The sequence below is a fragment of the Corallococcus sp. 4LFB genome, assembly GCF_046520365.1.
GTDB lineage: Bacteria > Myxococcota > Myxococcia > Myxococcales > Myxococcaceae > Corallococcus > Corallococcus caeni.
Genome location: NZ_JBKGHJ010000186.1, coordinates 1 through 14,916, shown reverse-complemented (window position 1 = coordinate 14,916; position 14,916 = coordinate 1). Strand labels below are relative to the sequence as shown.

The 14,916-nt window shown below is 71.4% G+C and carries 4 protein-coding genes and 1 pseudogene; 2 read left to right on the top strand and 3 right to left on the bottom strand.

The window, feature by feature from the left end; translation table 11 throughout:
- The first annotated feature begins 115 nt into the window (after positions 1–115).
- Both ACLEQD_RS20690 and pbpC read left to right on the top strand, forming a co-directional pair.
- Positions 116–5,647: an alpha-2-macroglobulin family protein gene (locus tag ACLEQD_RS20690; RefSeq protein ID WP_410386006.1), complete on the top strand. Its 5,532-nt coding sequence runs from the start codon at positions 116–118 to the stop codon at positions 5,645–5,647.
- 5 nt (positions 5,648–5,652) lie between these two features.
- A pseudogene (gene pbpC, locus ACLEQD_RS20685) lies at positions 5,653–8,015 on the top strand (penicillin-binding protein 1C).
- 3 nt (positions 8,016–8,018) lie between these two features.
- Here the strand turns inward: pbpC and ACLEQD_RS20680 are convergent.
- The 3 genes from ACLEQD_RS20680 to ACLEQD_RS20670 all read right to left on the bottom strand — a co-directional run.
- A complete protein-coding gene (locus tag ACLEQD_RS20680) occupies positions 8,019–9,041 on the bottom strand; it encodes an NAD(P)/FAD-dependent oxidoreductase (RefSeq protein WP_410386005.1) in 1,023 nt (340 codons plus the stop codon).
- A 68-nt stretch (positions 9,042–9,109) separates the two neighbouring features.
- Positions 9,110–10,939, bottom strand: a complete 1,830-nt coding sequence (locus ACLEQD_RS20675; RefSeq protein ID WP_410386008.1) for a CotH kinase family protein — start codon at positions 10,937–10,939, stop codon at positions 9,110–9,112.
- Between the two features lie 303 nt (positions 10,940–11,242).
- On the bottom strand, positions 11,243–14,916 hold a 3,674-nt coding region (locus tag ACLEQD_RS20670), incomplete at its 5' end, for a hypothetical protein (protein WP_410386004.1).

Below are 14,916 nucleotides of genomic sequence, written 5' to 3'. Positions count from 1 at the left end.
CTCGTGGGGGCGCTCGTCGCCGGCTGCAAGCAGGAGCCCCGCGAAGACGCCGCCCGCCACCCCCGCGGTCCACCGCCGACGCCCCGCGGCCAGCACGCCGTCCGCGTCCACGCCCGTGCCGGTGCAGCCCTCGCAGCTGAAGCCCGTCATCCACGAGCTGGCCAGCGAGAACGCCCTGCCCACGGGCGTCGTCATCGAGTTCGCGCTGCCGGTGCGTCCGCGCTACGAGAGCGTCGACGGCACCGTCGTCACGCTGTCGCCAGAGGTCGGGGGCAGCCTGCGGTGGACGGGCCCCTCGTCGCTGCTCTTCACCCCGTCGACGGGCTTCGCGGCCGGCACGACGTACACCGTCTCCGTGGACGCGGTGAACACCGACGGGGGCGTCGTCAAGCCGTGGATCGCGCGCGAGTGGCATTACGACTTCACGACCTACGCCTTCAAGTTCGCCCAGCTCTACCCCACGCGCCTGGACCTGCCGAAGGGCCGCGTGGAGGCGAACGTGGACTTCTCCGGCCCGGTGGACCTGGCCGCCGTGCGCTCCCGCTCAAGCTTCCGCGTGGGCGACACCGCCATCAGCGACGTGAAGTGGAGCACCCGCGCGGACACGCGCAACTCCCTCTCCGTGGTGCTCACCCACCCGAAGCTCAAGCCCGGCGCGACGCTGCGGTTCTCCCTGCGCGAGGGACTGACGGCCGCGGGGGGCGCCTCCACCGAGCAGGCGCCCGCGGCCACGGCCAGCGTCCCGCTCAACGGCGGCAAGCGCATGGACATCACCTACGTGAGCCTCCAGGAGGGGACCAACGGCTACTTCTTCGAGGTGAGCTGCCGCGACGTGGAGGCGGACGCCCCGGCGAGCCCCACCGACGAGCAGTGGGACTCGTACTACTACGACGACGACAACAAGGGCTGCTCGCTCAACGACGCGGTGGCGCTGGACGCCATCCGCTTCAAGCCGAAGGTGAAGTTCACCGTGGCCCCGTCGCGGCGCGGCTTCCGCATCTTCGGTGACTTCAAGCGCGGCCCGCACACGCTCTCCATCGCGGAGGGCACGCTGTCCGTGGGCGGCGGCGCGCTCATGGGCGCCTGGTCGCGCGGCTTCTCCGTGCCCGCGCGCCAGCCCCAGGTGCGCTTCAACGCCAACGGCCGCTACCTGCCGCGCAGCGCGTGGCGCAACCTGCCCCTGCAGCACCTCAACGTGGAGCAGGTGACGCTCACGGTGCGCAACGTGCCGCCGGAGAACCTCGTCTTCTGGATGGGCAGCGACTACTCGGAGACCGCGGACGAGCGGACGAGCAACGTGCTGGTGCGCAAGGCGGTGCCGCTCAAGTCCACGCCGGACTCGCTGCTCACCACGTACGTCGACGTGGCGTCGCTGGTGCCCGCCAACACGCGCGGCCTGGTCGAAATCCTGGCGGAGCGCGGCGACTACAAGGCCGCCACCCGCATCCTGCTCACCGACCTGAGCCTCGTGGCCAAGCGCGGCGGTCCCGCCGTGGGCTCCACGGACTCCGGCGAGGTGTGGGTCTGGGCCCTGGGCCTGGAGAGCACGGAGCCCCTGTCCGGCGTGGAGGTGTCGCTGGTGAAGAAGAGCGGGCAGGCCGTGGCCCGCTGCACCACGCAGGGCGAGGCGGGCTGCAACCTCAAGGTGCCCGCGCCCGGCGTGGACGACAGCGCGCCGTTCGCGCTGGTGGCGCGCAAGGGCGACGAGCTGACGTACCTCAAGTACGACGAGCTGAAGACGGAGATCGCCAACTCGGACGTGCAGGGCGAGCCCTACCGCGCCGAGCAGCCCTACCGCGCCTCCGTCTGGTCCGACCGCGGCGTGTACCGCCCCGGTGACACCGCGCACGTGGCCGCGGTGCTGCGCGGCCAGGACAACCTGGCGCCGCCCGCGGGCATGCCGGTGGAGGTGCGCGTCGTCGACCCGCGCGAGCGTGAAATCCGCAAGGTGATGCTGAAGACGAACGCGGCGGGCCTCGTGTCGTTCGACCAGGCCTTCGCGGCGTTCCAGGACACGGGCCACTACTGGGTGCGCCTCAAGGTGGCGGACCGCGACGTGGCCTCCTACGCGGTGAACGTGGAGGAGTTCGTCCCGGAGCGCATGAAGGTGACGGCCAGCACCACCGCGCCGGGCTACGTGCAGGGCAAGGAGATCCCCGTGGGCGTGGAGGCCGCGTACCTCTTCGGCGGCTCCGCGGAGGGCAGCCCGGTGGAGCTGACGTGCCGCCTGGAGTCCGTGTCCTTCAGGCCCAAGCAGAACGCCCAGTACACCTACGGCATCTGGCGCCAGGACGGCAGCGTGCCCCGGCCCGTCACGCTGGGGCAGGTGAAGGGCACGCTCGACGCGAAGGGGCAGGCGCTCCTCGACTGCCCGGCCCAGGCGGCGTCGGGCCCCATCAAGGGCGCCGCGCGGCTGTCCGCGGTGGCCAGCGTCTTCGAGTCCGGCAGCGGCCGCTCCACCATCGGCGAGGCCAACGTGCCGGTGCACCCGGAGGCCTACTACCTGGGCCTGCAGGCCAGCACGCAGAAGGTGAAGGCGGCCACGCCCTTCACGGTGTCGGGCGTGGTGGTGGACTGGGACGGCCAGCTCGTCACCGACGGCAAGGCGCCGAAGACGGTGGTGCTGGAGTACCAGCTGCTGGAGGAGAACTACGGCTACTACTACGACGAGGAGTCCGGCTACGAGCGCTACCAGCGCTACCTGCGCCCGCAGCGTGAGGGCGAGGCGACGGTGAAGGTGGAGAACGGCCGCTTCACCGCCACGGTGCTGCCGGGCCGCGACGGCGCGGGTTACCTCGTGCGCGCTCGCGCGGGCAGCACCCAGACGGACCTCTCCATCGAGGGCGAGGGCCGCTACTACTGGTGGGGCGAGGGCTCGCGCGTGGACCAGACGCCGCGGCCCCAGAAGCCCACGGCGCTGGAGCTGGCGCTGCCCGCGAAGGGCAAGGTGGGCGAGGCCCTGACGGTGAAGATGAAGGCGCCCTACCGGGGCCGCGTCCTCTTCACGGTGGAGACCGACCGCGTGCTCACCACCGCGTGGAAGCAGGTGGAGCCCGGTGAGGTCACCTGGCAGTTCACGCCCAGGGAGTACGCGCCCAACGTGTACGTGAGCGCGTTCCTGGTGAAGGACCCGCACCTGGAATCCGCCCAGGCGTTCATGCCGGACCGCGCCTTCGGCGTGGGCAGCATCGCGCTGGAGCCGGTGGACTTCACCCAGGCCGTCACGCTGACGGTGCCCAAGGAGGTCCGCAGCAACGACACGCTCACCGTGGACGTCGCGGTGGAGGGCGTGGAGGGCCCCACCTTCGCCACCGTCGCGGTGGTGGACGAGGGCATCCTGTCCCTCACGCGCTTCCAGAGCCCGGATCCGCTGAAGGAGATCTTCACGCGGCGCGCGCTGGGCATCCAGACCTACGAGACGGTGGGCTGGGCGCTCCTGGTGCCGCCCGGCGGCAACTCCAGCTCCACCGGCGGTGACGAGGGCGGCGGCGCGGAAGGCCGCGTGCAGCCGGTGAAGCCCGTGGCCCTGTGGAGCGGCGTGGTGGAGGTGCCCGCCAACGGCAAGCTGCGCGTGCCCTTCAAGCTGCCGCGGTACCGGGGCGCGGTGCGGGTGATGGTGGTGACGGCGGGCAACAAGCGCATCGGCCGGGCCAGCGCGCAGGTGCTGGTGCGCGACCCGCTGGTGCTCCAGACGACGCTGCCGCGCTTCCTCACCCAGAACGACGAGATCCAAATCCCGGTCTTCGTCACCAACCTGTCCGGCAAGGCGCAGGACGTGAAGGTGTCACTGGCCTCGGAGGCGCTGGCGGTGCCGGGGCTCGCGATGCCGGAGGCGCTGGGCTCGCCCCTGGAGCTCAAGGGCAAGAGCGAGGGCCGCGCGCGGGTGGAGGACGGCAAGTCCCGCACCTTCGTGTTCCAGGGCCGCGCGGTGCAGTCGGTGGGCGCCGCTCGGCTGGTGGTGACGGTGGAGGGCGGTGGCTACACGTCGCGCGAGCAGCTGGACGTGCCGCTGTCCCCGGCCGGCCCCCGGGAGCGGAAGCTCCAGCAGGTGGAGCTGGCGCAGGGCACCACGGACGTGAAGGCGCTGCTCCAGGGCTGGGTGCCCACGACGGAGCGCACCACCGTCTGGGTGACGAACAACCCCTACGCGAAGTCGCTCCAGCACCTCTCGTACCTGGTGCGCTACCCGCACGGCTGCATCGAGCAGACGACGTCCTCCACGCGCCCGCTGCTGTTCGTGAGCCAGCTGGTGGAGCGCGTGGATCCGACCCTGGTCTCCACGGCGAAGCTGGAGGACATGGTGCAGTCGGGCATCAACCGGGTGCTGTCCATGCAGACGGCCTCCGGCGGCTTCGCCTACTGGCCGGGCCAGACGGAGCCCCTGGCCTGGGGCACGGCCTACGCGACGCACATGCTGCTGGACGCCCGCAAGCTGAAGTACCCGGTGCCGGAGGACCGGGTGGACAGCGCGCTCGCGTGGATGGGGGACGAGCTGACGCGGAAGGAAGGGCGCGTGAATGACGACCACTACGGCCAGCACTCGGAGGCGTACATGCACTACGTGCTCGCGATGGCGGGCAAGGGGCGCAAGGCGCGGGCGCAGGCGATGGTGAGCGCGCTGGAGACGGCGGCGAAGAAGGCGGCGCTCAGCGGCGAGGACCAGGAGGACCTGTACCTGCTCAAGGCCGCGCTGTGGCTGTCCGGAGACCGCCGCTACGAGAAGGAGCTGCGCAACCCGGACGTGTCCTCGCTCAGCGAGGAGCGCCACAACGGCTGGTCGTTCTATTCGGACCGGCGCCGGCGCGGGATGATGCTCAGCACCTTCCAGGACCTCTTCGGCACCGCGCCAGAAGGGGAGCCCCTGGCGCGCATGGTGGCGACGGCGCTGGAGGCGCGCACGTCGGAGTACTACACGACGCAGGAGCTGGTCTGGGGCATCACCGGCCTGGGCAAGCGGCTGCAGGGCAGCGCGACGACCTTCACGCCGCCCACGCTCACCGTGGCGGGCAAGGCGGTGGCGTCCGTCGCGGAGAAGGACGCGCGCGTGTCGGACCGCACGTGGGCCCTGGCCCGCGCCAGCGAGCGCGCCAGCGTGTCGCTGGACCTCGAGGACAAGGGCGCGGGCAGCGTGTACCTCCTCCTCAACAGCGAGGGCGTGCGCACCACGCCCGAGGTGAAGGTGGGCGGGCAGGGGCTGACGCTCAAGCGCACCTGGCGCTCGCTGGACGGCACCGCGCTGGACCTGAAGGCCCAGCCGGTGAAGCTGGCGGACCTCATCTACGTGGAGCTGGAGGTCACCAACACCACGGGCGAGCGCGTGCAGAACATCGCGCTGGTGGACCGGCTGCCGGCGGGCTGGGAGATTGAGAACGCCCGCCTGGGGCGCGGCGGCAGCGTGGACTGGGTGGACGCGGATTCGCTGTGGGCCGCGGACTACGTGAACGTGCGCGATGACCGGATGGATGCCTTCGGCGCGCTGCAGGCCCACGAGACGAAGAAGCTCGTCTATGCGGTGCGCGCGGTGACTGCGGGCAGCTTCACCCTGCCGTCCGCGGAGGCCGAGGCGATGTACGACTCCTCCGTCTGGGCCCGTGAAGCCGCGGGCACGGTGCAGGTGGCGGGTCCCTGGAAGGACGACCTGCTCTAGGCCCCATGCGTCGCGTGCGTCTCAACGGAAGGAAGTGGGCGGGGGTGGCGCTGGCGGGGCTCGTGCTGTTGGGCACGGGCCTGCTGGCGGCCTGGCGGGTGCCGCTGCCGGAGCGGTTGGCGGCGCCCCCCTCGGTGGTGATGGCGTACCGGGACGGGTCGCCCGCGTACGTCTTCCTCGCCCCGGACGAGCGGTGGCGCATCCCCGCGCCGAAGGACCGCGTCGACCGGGCCTATGTCCGCGCCCTGGTGGCGCTGGAGGACAAGCGGTTCTTCCAGCACCCGGGCGTGGATCCGCTCGCGGCCCTGCGCGCCCTGGGGCTCAACCTGAGCCGGGGGCGGCGGGTGTCGGGGGCGTCCACGTTGACGATGCAGCTGGTGCGCGTGCTGGAGCCCCGTCCCCGCACGTTCACCTCGAAGGTGATCGAGTCGTTCCGCGCCGCCCAGCTGGAGGCGCGGCTGTCCAAGCAGGAGGTGCTGGAGGCGTACCTCCAGTTCGTGCCCTACGGGCGCAACGTGGAGGGCGTGGAGGCGGCGGCGCTCGCGTACTTCGGGCACACCGCCCAGCACCTGAGCCCGGCGGAGATCGCCACGTTGCTGGCGGTGCCGCAGAACCCGAACCGGCGCTTCCCGTCGCCGGAGAACCGGGACCGGCTGCGCTCGGCCCGGGACGACGATCGCCCGGGCGGCTGCTGGAGTCCGAGGCGCTGGCCGTGGACGGCGTGGCGGCCGACGCGGTGCTGGCGGAGGTGCGGGCGACGCCGGTGCCGGACGTGCTCACGCCCTTCCCCCGGGAAGCGCCGCACGCGGCGGTGTGGCTCAAGGCGCGGCGGCCGGGGGTGACGTGGCTGGCGACGACGCTGGACGCGGGCACGCAGCGCTTCGTGGAGCGCACGCTGGGGGAGGCGGCCCGGCGGCTGGAGCGGCAGGGCATCCACAACGGCGCGGTGGTGGTGGCGGACCGGGAGTCCGGAGAGCTGCGCGCGCTGGTGGGCAACTTCGACTTCTTCGACGAGAAGCACGGCGGGCAGATCATCGGCTTCACCACGCCGCGCTCGCCGGGCTCGGCGCTCAAGCCGCTGCTGTACGCGCTGGGGATTGATCAGGGGCTGGTGGGGCCGGAGACGCTGGTGCCGGACATCCCGGTGGCGTACGGCGGCTATCAGCCGCGCAACTTCGACGGGCGGTTCCTGGGGCTGGTGCGGATGGAGTCCGCGCTGTCGCAGTCGCTCAACCTGCCGTTCGTGCGGCTCCTGGAGCGGGTGGGCGTGGAGGGCTTCCTCGGTTCGCTGCGGCAGGCGGGCGTCACCAGCCTGGATCCACGGCCGGGGCACTACGGCCTGTCCGCGGCGGTGGGCGGGCTGGAGCTGACGCCGCTGGAGTTGACGGGCGTGTACCTGGCGCTGGCGGGGGACGGGCAGGCGCGGCCGCTGCGGGTGCTGGAGGAGGACGCGGCGCCCGGGAAGGCCCAGGCGCTGGTGTCCCCGGGGGCGGCGTGGCTGACGCGGCAGGCGTTGGCGTTGAGGGACCGGCCGGACTTCCCGGAGCGCCGTCGGCTCACGGGGCTGCCCGCGCGCGTGCACTGGAAGACGGGGACGAGCTTCGGCAACCGGGACGCCTGGGCGGCGGGCTCCGGCCCGAAGCACACGGCGGTGGTGTGGCTGGGCAACTTCGACCACGCGTCGAGCGTGCACCTGGTCGGCGGGGAGAACGCGGCCCCGCTGCTGTTCGACCTCCTGGAAGGCGTGGGGCCGCGAGGCACGGCGTTGCAGGAGGAGGACGCGGCGCCGCCCAGGGACCTGGTGAGCGTGGAGGTGTGCGCGTACTCGGGGCACCTGCCCACGGACGCGTGCACGCAGCGCAAGCGGGTGGACGCGGTGCGCACGGCGGTGCCGACGACGCCGTGTCCGTACCACCACCGGGTGGAGGTGGACGTGGCGTCGGGCCTGGCGGTGGGGCCGGGTTGCCGGGACGGGCGCAAGACGGAGTCGCGCGTGTACCTCACGTGGCCGTCCAGCCTGCGCCGGTGGCTCGCGGAGCAGCAGCGGCAGTTGCCTGAACCGCCGCCCCTGGCGCCCGGCTGCGTCGCGGGAGGGGAGCGGGACACGCCGACCATCCTCTCGCCGCCGGAGGGGCAGGTGGCGCTGCTCATCCCCGGCATGAACGCGGAGGAGCAGAAGATCCCGCTGGAGGCGGAGGCCGCGCACGACCGCGAGCTGACGTGGTTCGTGGACGGAGCCGTCCTGGGAACCGCGAAGGCCGCCGAGCGCCTGTGGTGGAAGCCGAGCGTGGGCACGCACGACATCCTCGTCACCGACGACCGCGGCCTCACCGCGCGCCGCACGCTGGTGGTGCGCGAGCGGCAGTAGGGTTCAGCGTTCGGCGATCCACCGGGCCAAGGCGACGCCGCTGAGGAACGCGCCTTCCACACGCGGCCCCGCGCACCAGTCGCCACACGCGCCCAGCCCGAGCGCCGGGTCGAACAACGCGGACGTCTCCAGCGGCGGTGAAGGCATCGCGAAGCGCCACCGGTGCGCGACGGCCTCCACCGCGCGCACGTCCCTGCCCAGCGCCTTCCCGAACGCCTCCACGAGCTTCGGCGCCAGCTCCTCCGCCGTCTCCTCCAGGTGCGCCGCGCTGTACTCCGGCGACCCGTGAAGCACCCAACGCTCCCCCGGAGCCCGCCCCGGCTTGCTCGTGTCGCGCGCCACCCACGACAGCGGCGAGTCCTCCACGAACGCGCCATCCAGCTCCACCGCCACCGCCTCCTCGAACCGGGCCATCACGGCCCAGCACGGCGACAGCCGCGCGGTCCCCGCCTGTGCCGCCAGCGCGGGCGCACCCGCCAGCAACGGCACCGCCTGCGGCGCGGGCACCGCGGCCACCACCACGTCCGCCAGTCCCAGGTCCTCGCCCGTCTCCGAAGTCAGGCGCCACGCCCGGCCGTCGCGCTCCACCCGGTCCACCCGCACCCCGAAGCGCATGTCCAACCCGTCCGCGAGCGCCTTCGCCACCGCGTTCATGCCCGGCACGCCCACGTACCGCTCGGACTCCTTCGCGGGAGTCACTGCCCCACGCGTCAGCGTCCCGATGCGCCCGGGCCACTCCGCCACGACGCCCTCCGCCACCCACGCCTCCACCAGCGTCCGGAAGAGCGGCTCCCGCGCCGTGAAGTACTGCGCGCCATGGTCGAACGTGCCTCCATCCGCGCTCCTCCGCGTGGACAGCCGTCCTCCCGGCCCGTGCCCCTTGTCCAGCACGCGCACGCCGAAGCCCGCGCCCGTCAGCACCCGCGCGAGCGCCAGCCCCGACATGCCCGCGCCAATGACGGCGACGCGGGGCAGGGGACCGGAGCGGCGCGGAAGCAGGTCATCCAGAACGCGGGAGGCGGGCATGGCCCGGGTACTAACCCGGCCCCGCCCGCCTCGCACGCCCCGCCATCAACCCGTGTCCGCGCGACGACTCAGCGGACCTCCCAGCCCTCCGCGCCGCGAGCGTAGTGCTTGCCCGCGGGCAGCTCGCCGTAGAACAGCGCGTCCTTCACGCCCACCACCGTCTTGCCGTCGAACAGGCCCACCTCGCCCCTGGCGGGGAAGGTGATGCCCAGCGAGGCGGCGGTGATCCGCACCGTCTGGCCCGGCGCCACCGGGATGTTGCCCAGCACCGCGCCCGTCGGGGCCTTCACGACCGTGGGCGCGTAGTTCCCGCCCGCCAGGCTCACCCGCAGGTTCGTGGTCAGCGTCATGCCCTGGAGCGACACCGCCTGCGCGCCGTGGTTGCCCACCTCCACCCAGCCCGCGCGCGGGTCGAACGCCTCCAGCACCAGCGTGGACTGCTGCGCCTTCAGCCGCTTCAGCTCCGTCACCACGAAGTCCCGGCGCACCTTCACGAAGCGCTTCATGTACGCCTTTCCGGCGCTGAACTTCGCGTAGTCCATGTACGGGTCGGCCTTCATGGACGCGTCAATCAGCGAGTGGAGCTGGTCGATGTACGGGTCCATCACCTCCGGCGTGAAGAGCTCGTCCAGCGCCTTGTCCAGCCGCGCCTCCAGCCGGGCGCGCAGCACCGGGTTCATCACCACGCGCGTGCCCAGGTTGGAGAACACCGGCAGGTAGCCCGGGTAGCTGCCCTGCTCCAGCCTGCGCTGCTGGTACATCTTCTCCACCCAGCCATCCAGCAGCGTGAAGTTGAACAGCGGGTGCTTCATGTTGCTCGTGGAGGCGGACTGGTCCTCCACCGTGTTCGTGTACCACCAGCGCGCATCCACGTTGTTCAGGTCCCAGGGCACGTAGCGCCAGCGGCCGGTGAGCTGGTCGTGCATGAAGTAGCTCTCGGAGTCCTCCACGAAGTTGTTGGACATCAGCGCGTCCAGCACCATGGAGCGCACGTAGGACTCCACCTCCAGGTTCTTCTCCAGCGCGGTGACCAGCTGCGGCTCCGGCGTGTGGTTGATGACGTCCAGCACCGCCCACAGCGCGTCGTCGGGCTCGCTCTCGTTCGTCTTCTTCACCCAGTCGCCCTGGTAGGGCACCTTCCACGTCTTGAACTCCGTGTCCTTCCAGCCCGTGCGGTAGATGGACGCGTCGTCATCCGGGAACTGCCGGGCCTTGAGGAAGGCCTTGTTGACCTGCTCCACCTCCAGGAACACGCCCTCGTAGCGGCCATTCACCTTGAGCCGCACGAAGGTCGCCTTCGACGCCGGCACGCGCATGGCCGCCAGCAGGTCATAGGAGATCTTCTCCGCGATCATCGACGCGTCGGCGTACTCGGCCACGAGGTTGAGCGACGTGCGGCCTTCGAATTTGTCCTTGTCCACGAAGCTGACGTTCCAGCTCTTCTTGGGGAAGAAGCGCGCGGAGGCCCCGCGCAGCCGCACCTTCACCGGGAACGTCTTGCCGCTCGCCTGGAACGTCGCGTCCTGCTCCTCCGTCCACGGGTCCTTGTTGAACTTCTCCATCGCCTCCGGAGGGATGATCAGCGCGTACTCCGGCAGCGCGGTCTGGACCTTCGGCAGCGTGAACGGCCGCTGCTCCTCCGGCACCGGCTGCGGACCGCCATCCGTGCTCCCGCCATCCCCGGGGTCCGTCGTCCCCGCGTCCACGGAGCCCGCGTCGGGCACCCCCGAGTCCGGCGTCCCCGCGTCCACGGAGCCCGCGTCGGGAACCCCTGCGTCGGTCGTGTCGGGAGCCGTGATGCCGGGATCCGTCACGGAGGGGTCATCTGGATTCGACGTGCCGGCGCCACAGGCGGCCAGCAGCATCGAGAGGCTGATCAGAAGTCGTAGGCGCATCATCGACCCGGGCTTCAGCAAGCCGCATGCCTCCCTGCCACGGCGGCGGAGGGAACCCTCCCTGCCAGGGAAGGACGGTCGTGCAGGCGTCAGCAGGGCATGCGGACACCCCGCAGAAGGAAAACTCTTTCCCTCCCTGGAATGCTCGCCTGCCCTCACCCAGGGGTGTCGGCGGAGCGCGTGAAGAGGACGCCACGCCTGCCCGCCTGCCTCCCGGGATGGCGAGGCAGGCGTCATCTCCCCCGAGGCGGCCAACCGGGCGACGGCCGCTGGACGCGGTCCTGTGCACGGACGCGACCGGCGGCCCTAGCTTTCTGGGAGCAGGCTGGAGGACGGCCCGAGTCCGTCAAGGGAGTGATGATGGAGTCCTGGAACCAGACCTCGACCGATGCCGTGCGCACCCACGCGCCCTCCACGATGAACCGGCGCATCGACGCCCACGTGGAGTCGTGTGTCCGCTACATGGCGGAGCAGGCGGACCGCTCGGAGATGAGCCGGTACCTCGACAAGCTGGAGCGCGAGTGGGACGTGCACCGCACCCTGGTCGTGGGCGCCCCCGTGGTGGCGCTGGCCGGTCTGCTGGCGGGTCGTAGGTCCGGCCAGGGTCTTCGCCTGCTCGGCGGCGTCACCCTGGGCCTGCTCCTCCAGCACGGCCTCACCGGCTTCGGACCCCTGTCCGTGCTCGTGCGCGCGCTGGGCGTGCGCACCCGCCGGGAGATTGATCTGGAGAAGTTCGCCATCAAGGCCCTGCGCGGGGACTTCGAGCGCATCCCCAGTGACGGAGGGCCGCTGGCTCGCGCCAACGCCGCCCTCGTCGCCGCGCAGTCCTGAAGGAGCGCGCCGCCCCCCGCGAAGAGGGAAGCGCGCCCCAGCTCTTTCAGTGCACCAGGGCGTCGTGTAACCGCCGCCCAGCGCGGGCATCAGCGCCGGCCCCGGCGTGGACGACCCCGGCCTGCGGTCGCCCTTCGTGTCGAAGAAGCCGTTGAGGCCGGCGACGCCGATGGAGAAGTTCGTCACCCAGCCTTCGTCGGGCTTGCCCTCGGCGGCGTTGATGTCGAAGGGCCGCGCGAAGTGCAGGCGCAGCAGCAGGGGCCCCAGCGACAGGTTGAAGCCGACGACGGCGTTGAGCACGCGGTGGTCCCAGAGGTCCCTCGCGCCGTCGCCCACGCCGCCCATGTCCACCGCGGCGATGGCCTCCAGGTCGCTGAGGAAGGCCACCCGGATGATGTCGTTGAGGGGCAGCTGCGCCTCCAGCGTGGAGTAGACGAAGTGCTGGCCCAGCAGCCACCGCTCGTCGCCGAAGTTCACGCCGCGCAGGGTGTCGAAGCTGGACAGGTAGTAGGAGCGCGCGTAGCGGCCGCCCACCGTGGTGCCCGCGCCCAGGCGCGCGAAGAAGTTGGTGCGGCCGTAGATGGGGAAGTACCGCTCCGCATCCAGGCGCAGGTTGCCGTACGCCTGCCCGTCGAAGGGCTGCACGCCGGCGGTGGCCTCCAGCAGCACGGAGCTGCCCGCGAGCGGCCCCGTCGCGTAGTGGTACTTGATGCTGTCGTAGCCGATGCGCCCGCTGAGCTCCGTCTGGAAGCGGATGTGCTGGTTGTCCGCGCGCCACGCGGAGAGCAGCTCCTGGTTCGCCTCGTTGCGCTCCGGGAACGCCAGGTAGAACTCGCTGAAGTCATCCAGGAAGTACTTCGTGCCGCCGATGCTCAGGTCGCCCTGGAGGTAGAAGAACGTGCTGAGCGGGTAGCGCAGGCTGCCCAGCGCGCCGAAGTAGCGCTCCGACGAGATGAAGAACGGCCGCTGGTTCGCCGGCAGGTCGTCGAACGTCTTGTCGATGCGGAAGCGCAGCGACTGGAACAGACCGCCGCCCCACGTCGTGCGCTTCTCGTCGTTGACGTAGAGCAGGAGGCCGTCCGTCAACTCGAAGGAGCCGTACACCGCCAGCGTGAGGACCATCTGGTGGTCGCGCAGCCGGTCCGACGCGGACGCGAACACCTGGCCCACGAAGCCGCCGCCGCCCGCGCCCGCGAAGCCGAAGATGGGCCCCAGCTCGATGTTCTCCCGGGTGAAGGGCTTGTAGTCCAGCGCGTCGGTGAGCGGCCGGAGGGCCAGGGGGGAGGGGGGATCCGCCTGCGGCTGCTTCGCGCCCTCCAGCGACAGCATGCGCGGCGGGCGCAGGAGGGACGGCTTCCGCTCACCGCTCATGTGGAAGAGCATCCACAGGCCGCCGTCGGGGCCGGGGCCCGGCTCGAAGACGCCCGTCGTCAGGTCCGTGCGCCGCACGATGCGGCCGTCCGCCAGCCGCTCGTGCAGGTCGGAGCTGCTCTTGTTGTAGGCCACGAAGAACAGGCGGCCGTCGGGCAGCGCCAGCGGATCCGCCTCGTCGCGCTCCTCGCTGGTGAGGCGCTCGGCCTGGCCCGCCGGCGCGTCCGGCTTCACGCGGAAGAGGTTGTACTTGCGGTGCGACGTCGCGTCGGACGTGTAGATGATGCCTGACGGTCCCCAGGTGAGCTGCCGCTCGGCGAAGACGTCGTCGGTGAGCTTGCGGATCTTCGAGTCCTCGCCCTGCGTCAGGTCCACCACGTACACGTCGCGCAGACCCGCGTCGTTGATGCCGATGAACGCGACGTAGCGGCCGTCCGGGGAGAAGGCCGGAGAGTAGATGGCCAGCACGCCCTGCTTGTCGATGCGGTACTGGCGCCGGTCCCCCGTCTCCAGTTGCACGTTGAGGCCCACCTCCGTGCCGATGCCGGTGCGGATGGCCGAGCGCCTCACCAGCACGTCCGTGGCCCGCTTCTCGGAGGTGTGCACGTAGTCCTGCACGTACAGCACGTCGCGCCCGGTGCGCTCCGCCACGAACGCGAGCTTGTCCTTGGTCAGCGCGAAGTTGCGGCCGGACACCGGGTGCAGGGACTCCACGCCCGGCACGCCGTCGCCCGCCACCTTCACCGTCTTGCCCGGCGTGCGCGGATCCGTCAGGTACAGCCGGCTCTCGCCCGTCTCCGGCACGATGGTGCGCAGGGCCAGCACGTTGCCGTCCGGCCCGCTGGCCATCGCCGTGACGATTCCCGGCGTCTCGCCCAGCGAGTCCAGCGCGGGCGCCGTCTGCGACGAGTCCAGGTACGTCTTGAACGCGCGGCGCTTGAGCCAGTTCTCGAACCGCGCGGAGATGCGCTTCGGGTCATCCCCCGTCAGCCGCTCCAGCAGCTCCTCGAACTTGAGCGACGGCGAGTCGCGCGAGCCGCCCACCAGCCGGGGCGCCTCCTCCAAGAGCCGCTGGGTGATGCCCGCGCCGTACTCGTCCTCCAGGAACGCCACGCGCGCCTGGCCGACCTTGTAGATCCACAGGTAGCCGTAGGGCCCGGGGGAGAAGAAGTCGAGGAACGCGTAGCCCTTCATCAGGTCCGGGTTCACCAGGAGGTCCCGCACCATCATCTCCGCCTCGGGGTCCAGCCCGCGCTTGGCGTAGAACTCCGCGAGGCCTTCGATGAACCACAGCGGATAGCCGCCCAGCGGATCCCCGAAGGTCTTGGCCTGCTCGGCCACGGTGCGCACCTTCTGGATGGTGAACTGGTGCGCCATCTCGTGCGTGCTGATCTCCTCGAAGAGGTGGTGGTCGCCCAGGTACGGCAGCGACAGCTTCAGGTCCTCCGTGGAGGTGACGCCCAGCGTGCCCTCGGAGACCGCGAACACGTTCGTCTGGAGGAACTCCGCGTAGCTGCTGTAGAGGATGTATGGGAACGTCTCCGTGGGGACGTACTTGAACTGGTCCACCAGGTACCGGTACGCCTCCTCGATGATGGGGGCGGCCCGCTCGGCCACCTCGCGCTCGCGCTCGTAGAAGTAGAAGCGCACGCCGCCCGTCTTCGCGCCCAGGTCCTTCGCGTAGGTGTAGTTGAAGCCGCCGTCCGTTCCGCCCAGCAGCAGCGGCGCGCCGGAGAACACCGTGCCGCCATCCCCGCTGGCCGCGCCCGCGAGCGTGC

Excerpts from the sequence above, each read along its gene's own strand:
- ACLEQD_RS20675 (WP_410386008.1), bottom strand. The coding sequence starts at position 10,939 with ATGATGCGCCTACGACTTCTGATCAGCCTCTCGATGCTGCTGGCCGCC.
- ACLEQD_RS20680 (WP_410386005.1), bottom strand. The coding sequence starts at position 9,041 with ATGCCCGCCTCCCGCGTTCTGGATGACCTGCTTCCGCGCCGCTCCGGT.